This window comes from Pseudomonas sp. GD03903 (genome assembly GCF_029840045.1).
In the GTDB taxonomy this organism is placed as follows: domain Bacteria; phylum Pseudomonadota; class Gammaproteobacteria; order Pseudomonadales; family Pseudomonadaceae; genus Pseudomonas; species Pseudomonas pseudonitroreducens.
Genome location: NZ_JAOCBT010000010.1, coordinates 51,163 through 63,632, shown reverse-complemented (window position 1 = coordinate 63,632; position 12,470 = coordinate 51,163). Strand labels below are relative to the sequence as shown.

At 64.6% G+C, this 12,470-nt stretch carries 12 protein-coding genes and 1 other RNA gene; 9 read left to right on the top strand and 4 right to left on the bottom strand.

Annotated features, from left to right (window positions below):
- Positions 1-46: 46 nt before the first annotated feature.
- The 4 genes from N5C91_RS17510 to N5C91_RS17495 are packed head-to-tail and all read right to left on the bottom strand — an operon-like array spanning position 47 to position 3,432.
- Entirely contained in the window at positions 47-625 is a 579-nt protein-coding gene (locus tag N5C91_RS17510) for a BON domain-containing protein (RefSeq protein ID WP_024764053.1), read from the bottom strand.
- Positions 622-1,215 (bottom strand): phosphoheptose isomerase, encoded by a 594-nt coding sequence (locus N5C91_RS17505; protein WP_017518113.1) that lies wholly within the window; start codon positions 1,213-1,215, stop codon positions 622-624. The genes N5C91_RS17510 and N5C91_RS17505 overlap by 4 nt, the downstream gene beginning before the upstream one ends.
- A gap of 28 nt (positions 1,216-1,243) precedes the next feature.
- On the bottom strand, positions 1,244-1,621 hold the full coding sequence (locus N5C91_RS17500; protein ID WP_236174432.1) for a YraN family protein: 378 nt from the start codon (positions 1,619-1,621) through the stop codon (positions 1,244-1,246).
- On the bottom strand, positions 1,618-3,432 hold the full coding sequence (locus tag N5C91_RS17495; protein ID WP_236174433.1) for a penicillin-binding protein activator: 1,815 nt from the start codon (positions 3,430-3,432) through the stop codon (positions 1,618-1,620). The genes N5C91_RS17500 and N5C91_RS17495 overlap by 4 nt, the downstream gene beginning before the upstream one ends.
- Positions 3,433-3,558: 126 nt before the next feature.
- Between N5C91_RS17495 and rsmI the strand changes: the two genes are divergently transcribed.
- The 9 genes from rsmI (at position 3,559) to mraY (ending at position 12,458) form a co-directional block, all read left to right on the top strand.
- Positions 3,559-4,407: a 16S rRNA (cytidine(1402)-2'-O)-methyltransferase gene (rsmI, locus tag N5C91_RS17490; RefSeq protein ID WP_279830859.1), complete on the top strand. Its 849-nt coding sequence runs from the start codon at positions 3,559-3,561 to the stop codon at positions 4,405-4,407.
- 40 nt (positions 4,408-4,447) lie between these two features.
- Positions 4,448-4,804: RNase P RNA component class A (rnpB, locus tag N5C91_RS17485), an RNA gene on the top strand.
- 307 nt (positions 4,805-5,111) lie between these two features.
- A complete protein-coding gene (mraZ, locus tag N5C91_RS17480; RefSeq protein ID WP_024764056.1) occupies positions 5,112-5,567 on the top strand; it encodes a division/cell wall cluster transcriptional repressor MraZ in 456 nt (151 codons plus the stop codon).
- An 8-nt stretch (positions 5,568-5,575) separates the two neighbouring features.
- Positions 5,576-6,517: a 16S rRNA (cytosine(1402)-N(4))-methyltransferase RsmH gene (rsmH, locus tag N5C91_RS17475; protein ID WP_236200808.1), complete on the top strand. Its 942-nt coding sequence runs from the start codon at positions 5,576-5,578 to the stop codon at positions 6,515-6,517.
- On the top strand, positions 6,514-6,807 hold the full coding sequence (ftsL, locus tag N5C91_RS17470) for a cell division protein FtsL (protein ID WP_236174437.1): 294 nt from the start codon (positions 6,514-6,516) through the stop codon (positions 6,805-6,807). The genes rsmH and ftsL overlap by 4 nt, the downstream gene beginning before the upstream one ends.
- The gene (locus N5C91_RS17465) at positions 6,804-8,555 is read left to right on the top strand and encodes a penicillin-binding protein 2 (RefSeq protein WP_236174438.1); all 1,752 of its coding nucleotides are present in this window, start codon (positions 6,804-6,806) and stop codon (positions 8,553-8,555) included. The genes ftsL and N5C91_RS17465 overlap by 4 nt, the downstream gene beginning before the upstream one ends.
- Complete coding sequence (locus N5C91_RS17460) at positions 8,555-10,018, top strand: UDP-N-acetylmuramoyl-L-alanyl-D-glutamate--2,6-diaminopimelate ligase (RefSeq protein ID WP_279830856.1); 1,464 nt, start codon at positions 8,555-8,557, stop codon at positions 10,016-10,018. The genes N5C91_RS17465 and N5C91_RS17460 overlap by 1 nt, the downstream gene beginning before the upstream one ends.
- Entirely contained in the window at positions 10,011-11,375 is a 1,365-nt protein-coding gene (gene murF / locus N5C91_RS17455) for a UDP-N-acetylmuramoyl-tripeptide--D-alanyl-D-alanine ligase (RefSeq protein ID WP_279830855.1), read from the top strand. The genes N5C91_RS17460 and murF overlap by 8 nt, the downstream gene beginning before the upstream one ends.
- On the top strand, positions 11,376-12,458 hold the full coding sequence (gene mraY, locus N5C91_RS17450) for a phospho-N-acetylmuramoyl-pentapeptide-transferase (RefSeq protein WP_236174441.1): 1,083 nt from the start codon (positions 11,376-11,378) through the stop codon (positions 12,456-12,458).
- Positions 12,459-12,470: the final 12 nt, after the last annotated feature.

Below are 12,470 nucleotides of genomic sequence, written 5' to 3'. Positions count from 1 at the left end.
GGCGACCCTGGGGTCGCCTTTTTCATGCCTGCAATAACTGCTCCGGTCAGTCGATGTACTCGAACAGGCGGACAATCTTCTGCACGCCGTCCACGCCCTGGACTACCTGGGTGGCCAGATCGCCTTCCTTGCGGGTAACCAGGCCCAGCATGTAGACGATGCCGTTCTCGGTCAGGACCTTGATGCGCGTGGAGGGAACGTTCGCGTCAGCGAGCATCTGGCTCTTGATCTTGGTGGTCAGCCAGGTGTCGTTGCTGCGGGCAGCCAGGGAGGAGGGCTGCAGAATCTGCAGCTCATTGTGCACGGTCTTGACCTTCTGCACTTCCTTGGCGGCCTGCTCAGCCTTGTTCTTCAGGTCGGCGCGCGGGGTCTGGCCGGCCAGCAGTACCACGCCGTTGTAGCTGATCACGACGACGTGGGAATTGCGGTCGAGGTCCGGATCGGCCTTGGCGACGTTCACTGCCACCTTGGTTTCGATCAGCGAATCGTCGATCTTGCTGCCAAGGGTGCGGGTGCCCTTGTCATCGTCGATCGGTTTGTCGCGGGTGGCGCTGACGAAACTGCTGCAGCCACCCAGTGCCATGGTCACGGCCAGTGCGGCTGCGATCAGAGGGGTACGGGTCATTCTTCACTCCCGAACAGTTGACGGTCGATGAGGTCGCACAGGCAATGGATGACCAGCAGGTGGACTTCCTGGATGCGTGCGGTGACCTTGGCCGGAACGCGGATTTCCACGTCTTCGGGCAGCAGCAACGATGCCATGTTGCCGCCGTCGCGGCCGGTCAGGGCTACGACAACCATTTCGCGATCATGTGCGGCCTGGATGGCCTGAATGACGTTCGCCGAGTTGCCGCTGGTGGAAATTGCCAGCAGCACGTCACCCGGTTGGCCCAGGGCGCGGATCTGCTTAGAGAAAACTTCGTTGTAGCTGTAGTCGTTGGCGATCGAGGTGATCGTGGAGCTGTCGGTGGTCAGTGCGACCGCAGGCAGGCTCGGGCGCTCGCGCTCGAAGCGATTCAGCAGTTCGGAGGAGAAGTGCTGGGCGTCGCCGGCCGAGCCGCCGTTGCCGCAGGAGAGGATCTTGCCCTCGTTCAGCAGGGCATTGACCATGACCATGCTGGCCTGCTCGATATGCGGGATGAGCACCTCGGTAGCCTGTTGCTTGGTCTCGATGCTGGCATGGAAGAGCTGGCGGATACGGGATTGCATGTCCATCAGGTGTGACCTTTCGTCGGGCGTCTGATCAGGTGTCAAAAGCGTTGGGGATCCAGTTCAAGTGCCCTGCGGAGCCTGGGGCGCGACTGTCGATGGCGACAACGTCGAATCGGCAGGGATGGCTGCTCCAGCGGGCGTTCTGCTGCAGGAAGAGTTCGGCGGAAATGGTCAGGCGTTGACGCTTGCGCCAGTCCACGCTTTCCAGCGCTCCTCCCCAGGCGGAATGCCGGCGGGAGCGAACTTCGACGAATACTACTGTATCGCCGTCCAGCATGACCAGATCGAGCTCGCCTCGGCGGCATGTCCAGTTCTGCGCCAGGAGACGCAATCCATGCTCTTCCAGGTGGGCCAGGGCGGCGGCTTCGGCCTGCCGCCCGGCCTTCTGGGTGGGGCTGTTGCCGATCAAATACCGCTGTTCTCCAGCGGCTGAACCTGGCCGTTCTTGAATTCGGCCCAGGGCAGGCGGCGTTCCACGCGTTGGCTGGCGCTGACGCTCAGGGTGCCGGTCAGGCCGTCCAGTTGCATGCTCGGCACTGCCTTGAGCTCCGGCAGGCGCGGGGCCAGCTGGTAGGCATCGGCGCCCATGGCGTACAGGCGGCCGAGGCTGCCATTGGCGGCCGGCCACTGCGTGGCGACCTGCTGGCGCAGGGCGTTATTCGGGTTCAGCAGCCATGGCGTTTCGCAGAAGCGAATACCGTTCAGGTCCTGGTCCTGGGCCGGGTTGTTCACGCCGGTGTACAGGTTGGAGGTGGCGTAGACCGGCAGGTCGCCAGCGTACTGGAAGGCCAGCGTCGGCTTGATCTGGCGGGCCTGCTGCGGAGTGGCAGCGAGGAAGATGAAGTCGATGTCCTGGCGGCGCGATGGCTGGGTGTCGACGCTGCTGTCGAGGACGCCCTGGAGGCGCTTGGCGCGGCCTTCGCTTTGACGCAGTTGCAGCAGGTCGGCGATCTGGCGGGCCAGCTCTACCGGCTGGTCGACATGCTCGGCAGCGATCAGTGTGCCACCGGCGGCTTGCCAGTTGCGGCTGAAGGAGGCGAGCACGCGGTCACCCCATTCGCCCCGCGGGACCAGGGCCACGGCGCGGCGCATGCCGTCATTCCAGGCGCGGTTGGCGACTTCGCGGGCTTCGTCCTCGGCGGACAGGCCGAACTGGAACAGTTGTGCAGGGCCCTCCTGGTTGCCGTCGGCGTAGTTCAGGGCCAGGGTGGTGATCGGCAGTTGCGGCTGGCTGCTCATCTGCTTGACCAGATTCTTCTCCAGCGGACCTACTACCAGTTGCACGCCGTCGGCCTGGGCCTGGCGGTAGAACTCGTCCAGCGAGCGCACCTGGGTGCTGTCGTAGAGCTTGATGGCCGGCTGCGCCTGGCCGCCTTGCTGGGCCTGGTAGTGGGCGGCAAGGAAGCCGTCCTGCAGGGCGCGGGCGACGGAGGCCAGCTGGCCTTGCTGCGGCAGCAGCAGGCCGATCTTGTTCAGCGGCTGGGCTGCCAGGGACTTCAGCTTGGTCAGGGCGTCCGGCAGCTGTTTGGCGGCCGGATGGTCCGGGTTCTGCGCGACCCAGTTGTCGATGTTCGACTGCTGTTCCTTCAGGGTCGAGGATGACTTGGTGATGCGCGCCAGTTCCAGCCAGCCGTTCAGATCGCCTTCGTTGCTGCTGGCCTGCATCTGATCGAGCGGCAGGCTGGAAACCAGTTTCCAGATTTCCTCATGGTTGGCCTTGCTGGCCTCGGCGTTGAGTAGCGGGTCGATGAAAACCCGCTCGCGCGCGGCGCTCAGGGCCTGGCCGTCGGCCGCCAGGGCCAGCGACTTCACCATGCCGGCGCGTGCCTGCAGGTCCACGGGCATTTCGCCCAGACGCTGGAAACTGGGGTTGTCAAAGGCCTTCAGGGCCGCCTTGGTCTTGTTGCGGGCCAGTTCTAGCTGCGCGCGCAGGGTGCTGGCGAAGACCTGCTGGGCGGGCTTCAGGCTGTCCATCGGGATCTGGTCGAGGATCTGCGTGGAGCGGCCGAGATCTTTCTGCTTATAGGCCAGGTCGGCGGCGGACAGGCGCAGCACGGCAGCTTCGTCCGGCTTTGCGGTGGAGGCCTGCTGCAGCAGCTGTTCGATGCTGGCGTCCGGGGTGCGCGGCAGTTCGCCGAGATTGGACGACGGGGAGGACGCACAGGCGGCGAGCATGCCGGCCAGGAACAGAGCGGATAGCGGACGCAGACGAGCGATCATATCGGGCTTCTCGTAACGCATTCAAAGAGCTGCCGATTGTACCGAAGCGGGGAGGGTCACGCGATGGCGGCTGCCGGAATCGGGATACAATGCGGCTTTTTCAGATACTTCCGGCGAGGTCAGCACGTGACACTTGGCACTCTTTATGTGGTGGCCACCCCTATCGGCAACCTGGACGACATCAGCGCCCGTGCGCTCAAGGTGCTGGCCGACGTGGCGCTGATTGCGGCCGAGGACACCCGTCACTCCGTGCGACTGCTGCAGCATTTCGGCATCGAGACGCCGCTGACGGCTTGTCATGAACACAACGAGCGGGAGCAGGGTGGGCGTTTCCTCACCAAGCTGCAGGCCGGCGAAGACGTTGCGCTGATTTCCGACGCGGGTACCCCGCTGATCTCCGACCCCGGCTACCACCTGGTGCGCCAGGCTCGCGCGGCGGGTGTTCCGGTGGTACCGGTGCCGGGTGCATGCGCCCTGATTGCCGCGCTCTCTGCTGCCGGTTTGCCGTCGGATCGTTTCGTCTTCGAGGGTTTCCTGCCGGCCAAGGTAGTCGGTCGCCGTGGTCGCCTGGAGGCGCTGGCGGATGAGCCGCGCACTCTGATCTTCTACGAGGCGCCGCACCGTGTGCTGGAGTGTATCGAGGACATGGCGGCAATCTTCGGCGACGAACGGCCGGCGCTGCTGGCGCGCGAGCTGACCAAGACTTTCGAGACATTGAAGGGGCTGCCGCTGGGCGATCTGCGCGAGTTCGTGGCGGCCGACAGCAATCAGCAACGGGGTGAGTGCGTGCTGCTGGTGGCCGGCAAACCGGCGCCGGAGAGCGATGAGCAAGTGGATGCGCAGACGCTGCGAGTGCTCGATCTGCTGCTGGCAGAGCTGCCGGTCAAGCGCGCAGCGGCGCTGGCGGCGGAGATCACCGGAGCGCGCAAGAATCAGCTTTATCAGCTCGCACTGGAGCGCCAGGGCAAGGCTTGAGCTTGTCCTGAGCGTCGTCAGCCGCTAACCTTGCGGACTGAGAGTCGATTGGACAGTCGCTGTTCCGTGGTGTTCCACCACGGGGTGGAGGAAAGTCCGGGCTCCACAGGGCAGAGTGCCAGGTAACGCCTGGGAGGCGCGAGCCTACGGAAAGTGCCACAGAAAATAACCGCCTAAGCGCGCAAGCGCCGGTAAGGGTGAAAAGGTGCGGTAAGAGCGCACCGCACGGCTGGCAACAGTTCGTGGCTAGGTAAACCCCACTCGGAGCAAGATCAAATAGGAACCCATTGGCGCGGCCCGCGTTGGGTTCGGGTAGATCGCTTGAGGCATGCAGTGATGTATGTCCCAGAGGAATGGCTGTCCTCGACAGAACCCGGCTTACAGATCGACTCTCAGCTCTTTTTCTCCACTTCTTCCCACATGACCATTTGTCGCTGGCTGGAAGAAGTTACAAACTTAAGAAATCACTTTAAGTATGAAAGCCCAGTGTTTTGAAAACACTGGGCTTTTCTCTTTTCTGGCGCGTCAAATTCCCTCCCCGAACCTCGCAAAAGTACGCTAAATCTCGGTCCTGTAAGGATTTTTCCCCTCCGACTTGCCTTGACGGTGGGGAGCGCGGATTTCTATAGTGTGCGGAAGTGGTATGAAGTGGGTAAAAGTGGGATCAACAGGCATGGATAGCCAACCACAGGGGAAGCGCTGACGTGTTTCGCGGAGCTAACGCCATCAGTCTCGACGCCAAAGGGCGCCTCGCGATGCCGAGTCGGTATCGTGACGAGCTCGTTTCGCGTTGCAATGGCCAGCTCATCGTCACCATCGATGCCGTCGACACCTGCCTCACCGTCTACCCCCTCCCTGAATGGGAACTCATCGAAGCCAAGCTGCGCGAACTGCCCTCGCTGCGTGAAGAGACGCGGCGCCTGCAGCGTTTGCTGATTGGCAATGCCGTTGACCTGGAGCTCGATAGCGCCGGGCGTTTCCTCGTTCCACCACGCCTGCGCGAGTACGCCGGCCTGGACAAGAAAGCCATGCTGGTCGGCCAGCTGAACAAGTTCCAGCTGTGGGACGAAGACAAGTGGAATGCGGTTGCCGAGGCCGACCTCGCAGCCATCAAAGAACCCGGCGGTCTGCCGGACGAATTGCGCGACCTTATTCTGTGAGCCTGCCTGTGACCAGTACCTTCCAACACATCACCGTTCTGCTCGAGGAGGCCGTCGAAGCGCTGGCCCCCCTGGAGGGCGGCCGCTATGTGGACGGCACCTTCGGCAGGGGAGGGCACAGCCGGGCCTTGCTTGGCAAGCTCGGCCCGGGCGGCCAACTGCTCGGGTTCGACAAGGACCCCCAAGCGATCGCGACGGGAAAAGCACTGGCGGCCGAAGACGGCCGCTTCGTCATTGTGCAAAGGTCCTTCGCCGAGATGGCTGAGGAGTTCTCTGCGCGCGGCCTGCAAGGCAGCGTGAACGGTGTTCTGCTGGACCTGGGAGTTTCCTCGCCGCAACTCGATGACCCGGAGCGGGGCTTCAGCTTCCTCAACGACGGCCCGCTGGATATGCGGATGAACCCGGATCAGGGCGTCAGCGCTGCGCAGTGGATTGCGACGGCTGCGGAAGACGAGATTGCCCGCGTGTTCAAGGATTACGGCGAAGAGCGCTTCGCCAAGCGCATGGCTCGTGCCATCGTGCAGCGCCGTGCGGAAAAACCGTTCGAGCGCACTGCCGACCTGGCGGCCGTGGTCACCGAGGCCAATCCGGCCTGGGAGAAGGGCAAGAATCCGGCAACTCGTGCCTTCCAGGGCCTGCGCATCTTTATCAACAACGAACTGGGCGATCTGGAGCGCGGCCTTGAAGCTGCGCTGGAAGGCCTGGCCGTGGGTGGTCGTCTGGTGGTGATCAGCTTCCACTCGCTGGAAGACCGCATCGTCAAGCAGTTCATGCGCAAGCAGGTGAAGGGCGAGGCGGACAACCTGCCGCGCAACCTGCCGATCCAGGTCAAGCCTTTCGAGCCGCGCATGAAGCTGATCGGCAAGCCGGTCTACGCCTCCGAGGCAGAGCTCAAGGCCAACCCGCGCTCGCGCAGCGCGGTCATGCGCATCGCGGAGAAGCTGAGATGAGTCGTCTCTTCTCCAAGCGCCTGCCCACCGGCAGCTTCTTCATGCTGTTGCTGTTCATCGGTGTGTTGCTCTCGGCCATCTCTGTCTCCTACAGCGCCTACTGGAACCGCCAGTTGCTCAACTCGCTGTACACCGAGCTCAGCGTGCGCGACAAGGCGCAGGCCGAGTATGGCCGCCTGATCCTCGAGCAAAGCACCTGGACGGCCCATAGCCGCATCGAAGGGCTGGCGACCGACCAGTTGAAAATGCGCGTCCCCGATCCGACTGAAATCATCATGGTGGCGCCATGAGAGACCTGGCCGGCGCTCGCTACCCCTGGCGCTTCCGCGTCGTCATCGTCCTGCTGCTGGCGATGGTGGCGGCGATCGCCTGGCGAATCGTCGACCTGCATGTCATCGATCATGACTTCCTCAAGGGGCAAGGTGATGCGCGCAGCGTGCGGCACATCTCCATCCCCGCGCACCGTGGGCTGATCACCGACCGCAACGGCGAGCCGCTGGCGGTCAGTACGCCGGTCGCCACCCTCTGGGCCAACCCCAAGGAACTGGTGCTCGAGCGCGAGAAGTGGGGCTTCCTCGCCGACGCCCTCGGTCAGCCGAAGGCGACACTATCGGAGCGTCTGGAGGCGAACGCCGACAAGGAATTCATCTACCTGGTGCGCGGCCTGACCCCAGAGCAGGGCGAGGCCGTGATGGCCCAGGTGAAGTCCCATCGCATCCCGGGTGTCTACTCGGTCGAGGAATTCCGCCGCTTCTATCCCTCCGGCGAAGTCGCTGCGCAGGTCGTGGGCTTCACCGACGTCGACGACCGTGGCCGCGAAGGCGTGGAACTGGCCTTCGACAGCTGGCTGGCCGGTGTGCCGGGCAAGCGCCAGGTGCTCAAGGACCGTCGTGGCCACCTCATCCGCGATGTGCAGGTTACCCGCAACGCCAAGGCCGGCAAGACCCTCGCGCTTTCCATCGACCTGCGCCTGCAGTACCTCGCCAACCGCGAGCTGCGCAACGCCCTGGTGGAGAATGGCGCCAAGGCTGGCAGCCTGGTGATCCTCGACGTGAAGACCGGCGAAGTGCTGGCCATGGCCAACCAGCCGACCTACAACCCGAACAACCGCCGTAACCTGCAGCCGGCGATGATGCGCAACCGCGCCATGATCGACGTGTTCGAGCCGGGCTCGACCATGAAGCCGTTCTCCATGAGCGCGGCGCTGGAAACCGGCCGCTGGAAACCCACCGACAAGGTCGAGGTTTATCCGGGCACCCTGCAGATCGGTCGCTACACCATTCGTGACGTGTCCCGCACCGAAGGTCCGGTGCTGGACCTGACCGGCATCCTGATCCGTTCCAGTAACGTGGGCATGAGCAAGGTCGCCTTCGATATCGGCGGCGAAGCCATTTACAGCCTGATGCAGAAAGTCGGCCTCGGCCAGGACACCGGCCTGGGCTTCCCTGGCGAGCGCGTCGGCAATCTGCCGAACTACCGCGAGTGGCGCAAGGCCGAGACGGCCACGCTGTCCTACGGCTATGGCCTGTCGGTCACCGCCATCCAGCTGGCCCATGCTTATGCGGCGCTGGCCAACAATGGCCGCAGCGTGCCGCTGACCATGGTCCGCGCGGACCGCCAGCCCGACGCTACCCAGGTCATTCCCGAGCCGGTCGCCAAGACCATGCAGGGCATGCTGCAGCAGGTGATCGAAGCGCCCAACGGCGTATTCCGCGCTCAGGTGCCGGGTTATCACGTGGCTGGCAAATCCGGTACCGCGCGCAAGACGGCGACGGGCACCAAGGGCTATGCCGAAAACTCCTATCGCTCCCTGTTCGCCGGCTTCGCGCCGATGAGCAATCCGCGCTTCGTCGCCGTGGTGGTCATCGATGAACCCAGCAAGGCCGGCTACTTCGGTGGTCTGGTCTCCGCGCCGGTGTTCAGCAAGGTGATGTCCGGCACCCTGCGTCTGATGAACGTGCCGCCGGACAACCTGCCGACGGCGACTCCGCAGCAACAAGCTGATGCTGCGCCCGCTGCCAAAGGAGGGCGTGGCTGATGCCGATGAGCCTGAACCAGCTGCTGCCCCAGGCGGAAAGCGGCGAACTGATTCGCGAACTGACCCTGGATAGCCGTACGGTCAAGCCGGGCGACCTGTTCCTGGCCGTGCCGGGTGGTCGCCAGGATGGCCGTGCGCACATCGCCGCTGCGCTTTCCCTGGGAGCTGCCGCCGTCGCCTATGAGGCTGAAGGCGCGATCGATCTGCCGCCCAGCGATGTACCGATGATCGCCATCAAGGGCCTCGCCAAACAGTTGTCCGCGATTGCCGGGCGCTTCTATGGCGAGCCGAGCCGTGGTGTCGATCTGGTTGGCGTGACCGGCACCAACGGCAAGACCAGTGTCAGCCAGTTGGTGGCCCAGGCGCTGGACCTGCTCGGCGAGCGTTGCGGCATCGTCGGCACCCTCGGCACTGGTTTCTACGGCGCGCTGGAAAGCGGCCGCCACACCACGCCTGACCCGCTCACGGTGCAGGCCACCCTGGCACGCCTGAAGCAGGCCGGCGCCAGAGCCGTGGCCATGGAAGTGTCGTCCCACGGCCTCGAGCAGGGCCGCGTCGCGGCGCTGGGCTTCGACGTGGCGGTGTTCACCAACCTGTCCCGCGACCATCTGGACTACCACGGCTCGATGGAAGCCTATGGCGCCGCCAAGGCCAGGCTGTTCGCCTGGCAGGGGCTGCGCTGCCGGGTGATCAACCTGGACGACGACTTCGGCCGCCAACTGGCTGCCGAGGCTCGTGAGTCGCGCCTGATCGGTTACAGCCTGAGCGACCCGTCGGCCTACATCTATTGCCGCGAAGCCATCTTCAGCGATGCGGGCGTGCAGGCGCAGATCGTCACCCCGCAGGGCGAAGGCCTGCTGCGCAGCTCGCTGCTGGGCAGGTTCAACCTGAGCAACCTGCTGGCCGTGGTCGGCGCGCTGCTGGGCCTGGACTACCCCCTGGGCGACGTACTCAAGGTGCTCCCGCAGCTGGAAGGCCCCATTGGTCGCATGCAACGCCTGGGCGGCGGCGACAAGCCGCTGGTGGTTGTGGACTATGCCCACACCCCGGATGCGCTGGAGAAAGTCCTGCTGGCCCTGCGTCCGCACGCACATGGTCGGCTGCTCTGCCTGTTCGGCTGCGGTGGCGATCGCGACAGTGGCAAGCGCCCGATCATGGCGCAGATCGCCGAGCAGCACGCCGATCGTGTGCTGGTCACTGACGACAACCCGCGCACCGAGAAGAGCGAGGCGATCATCGCCGACATCCGTGCCGGCTTTGCCAAGCCCGAAGTGGTCGAGTTCGTCCCCGGTCGGGGTGAGGCGATCGCCCGCCTGATCGCTTCTGCCGGCGCCGATGACGTCGTGCTGCTGGCTGGCAAGGGACACGAGGATTACCAGGAGATCGACGGCGTACGCCATCCGTTCTCCGATCTGGATCAAGCCGCCAAGGCGCTGGCTGCCTGGGAGGTGAAGCGTGCTTAAGCCCCTGTCGCTCAACGAAGTCGCTGGCGCGCTGCAAGGCCGTGTGGTCGGTGCCGATGTCACGTTCGCTGCCGTGAGCACCGACAGCCGCGCCATCGCGCCCGGCCAACTGTTCATTGCCCTGACCGGTCCGCGCTTCGACGGCCATGACTACCTGGCTGACGTCGCTGCCAAGGGCGCGGTTGCCGCTCTGGTCGAGCGTGAAGTTGCCGGTGCGCCGCTGCCGCAGCTGGTCGTGGAAGATACCCGTATCGCGCTGGGTCAGCTCGGCGCGTTGAACCGTGCCGCCTTTACCGGGCGTGTCGCCGCCGTCACCGGTTCCAGTGGCAAGACCACCGTGAAGGAGATGCTTGCCAGCATCCTGCGGACCCAGGGCGATGTCCTGGCGACCCGTGGCAACCTGAACAATGACCTCGGCGCTCCGCTGACCCTGTTGCAGCTGGCCCCGGAGCACAAAAGCGCGGTCATCGAGCTGGGCGCCAACCGTGTCGGCGAGATCGCCTACACCGTCGCGCTGACCCGCCCGCAGGTCGCCATCATCACCAACGCCGGTACCGCCCACGTGGGTGAGTTCGGCGGCCAGGACAAGATCGTCCTGGCCAAGGGCGAGATTCTCGAAGGACTGGCCGCCGATGGCGTGGCCATCCTCAACCGCGACGACAAGGCTTTCGATACCTGGCAGGCCCGCGCTGCCGGCCGCCGTGTCTCCAGCTTCGGTCTGCACGATGCCCGCGCCGACTTCCACGCCAGCGACGTAAAGCGTGACGCTCGTGGTTGCCCGGGATTCACCCTGCAGGGCCCTGCCGGCGAGGCTGCCGTTCAGCTGAATCTGCTGGGTGAGCACAACGTCACGAATGCGCTGGCCGCCGCCGCAGCCGCTCACGCCCTTGGCGTGCCGCTGGTCGGGATCGTTTCCGGCCTGCAGAACCTGCAGCCGGTCAAGGGGCGCGCCGCAGCCCAGCTGGCGACGAATGGCATGCGTGTAATCGACGACAGCTACAACGCCAACCCGGCTTCAATCTGCGCGGCGATTGATATACTCGCCGGCTTTTCCGGCCGGACCGTCCTGGTCCTCGGGGACATGGGCGAGCTGGGTGCCTGGGCGGAATCTTCCCACCGCGAAGTGGGAACCTACGCCATTGGCAAAGTTGCTGCCCTGTATGCAGTCGGTCCACTGATGAGCCACGCCGTGCAGGCGTTCGGTTCCGCGGGCCGGCACTTCGCCGATCAGGCCAGCCTGATCCATGCCCTGGCCGAAGAAGCTTCGACAACCACCATTTTGATCAAGGGTTCCCGCAGCGCGGCGATGGACAAGGTCGTCGCGGCGTTGTGTGGTTCCTCCGAGGAGATTCACTAAATGCTGCTGCTGCTCGCCGAGTACCTGCAACAGTTCTATAAGGGCTTCGGCGTCTTCCAGTACCTGACCCTGCGCGGCATCCTCAGCGTGCTGACCGCGCTCGCCCTGTCGCTCTGGCTGGGCCCGTGGATGATCCGCACCCTGCAGATTCGCCAGATCGGCCAGGCTGTGCGCAACGATGGCCCGCAATCGCACCTGTCCAAGAAGGGCACGCCGACCATGGGCGGCGCGCTGATCCTCACCGCCATCGGCATCAGCACGCTGCTGTGGTCCGACTGGTCGAACCGCTACGTCTGGGTCGTGCTGGCCGTGACCCTGCTGTTCGGTGCCATCGGCTGGGTGGATGACTACCGCAAGGTGATCGAGAAGAACTCCCGTGGCCTGCCGAGCCGCTGGAAGTACTTCTGGCAGTCGGTATTCGGCCTGGGCGCGGCGATCTTCCTTTATATGACTGCCGAGACGCCGGTCGAAACCACCCTGATCGTACCGATGCTGAAGAACGTCGAGATCCCGCTGGGCATCTTCTTCGTGGTGCTGACCTACTTCGTGATCGTCGGCTCCAGCAACGCGGTAAACCTGACCGACGGCCTCGACGGCCTGGCGATCATGCCCACCGTGATGGTCGGCGGCGCGCTGGGGATCTTCTGCTACCTGTCGGGCAACATCAAATTCGCCGAGTACCTGTTCATCCCGAGTGTTCCCGGCGCGGGCGAGCTGATCATCTTCTGCGGCGCCATCGTCGGCGCCGGGCTGGGCTTCCTCTGGTTCAACACCTACCCGGCGCAGGTCTTCATGGGTGACGTCGGCGCGCTGGCGCTCGGCGCCGCGCTGGGCACCATCGCGGTGATCGTCCGCCAGGAAATCGTGCTGTTCATCATGGGCGGCGTGTTCGTCATGGAAACCCTGTCGGTGGTGATCCAGGTCGCCTCCTTCAAGCTGACCGGCAAGCGCGTGTTCCGCATGGCACCGATCCACCACCACTTCGAACTCAAGGGCTGGCCTGAGCCGCGCGTGATCGTGCGCTTCTGGATCATCACGGTAATTCTCGTGCTGATCGGCCTGGCCACGTTGAAACTGCGTTGAGGACTGATCGAG

Excerpts from the sequence above, each read along its gene's own strand:
- N5C91_RS17510 (WP_024764053.1), bottom strand. The coding sequence starts at position 625 with ATGACCCGTACCCCTCTGATCGCAGCCGCACTGGCCGTGACCATGGCA.
- N5C91_RS17505 (WP_017518113.1), bottom strand. The coding sequence starts at position 1,215 with ATGGACATGCAATCCCGTATCCGCCAGCTCTTCCATGCCAGCATCGAG.
- N5C91_RS17495 (WP_236174433.1), bottom strand. The coding sequence starts at position 3,432 with ATGATCGCTCGTCTGCGTCCGCTATCCGCTCTGTTCCTGGCCGGCATG.
- ftsL (WP_236174437.1), top strand. The coding sequence starts at position 6,514 with ATGAGTCGTCTCTTCTCCAAGCGCCTGCCCACCGGCAGCTTCTTCATG.
- N5C91_RS17465 (WP_236174438.1), top strand. The coding sequence starts at position 6,804 with ATGAGAGACCTGGCCGGCGCTCGCTACCCCTGGCGCTTCCGCGTCGTC.
- N5C91_RS17460 (WP_279830856.1), top strand. The coding sequence starts at position 8,555 with ATGCCGATGAGCCTGAACCAGCTGCTGCCCCAGGCGGAAAGCGGCGAA.
- mraY (WP_236174441.1), top strand. The coding sequence starts at position 11,376 with ATGCTGCTGCTGCTCGCCGAGTACCTGCAACAGTTCTATAAGGGCTTC.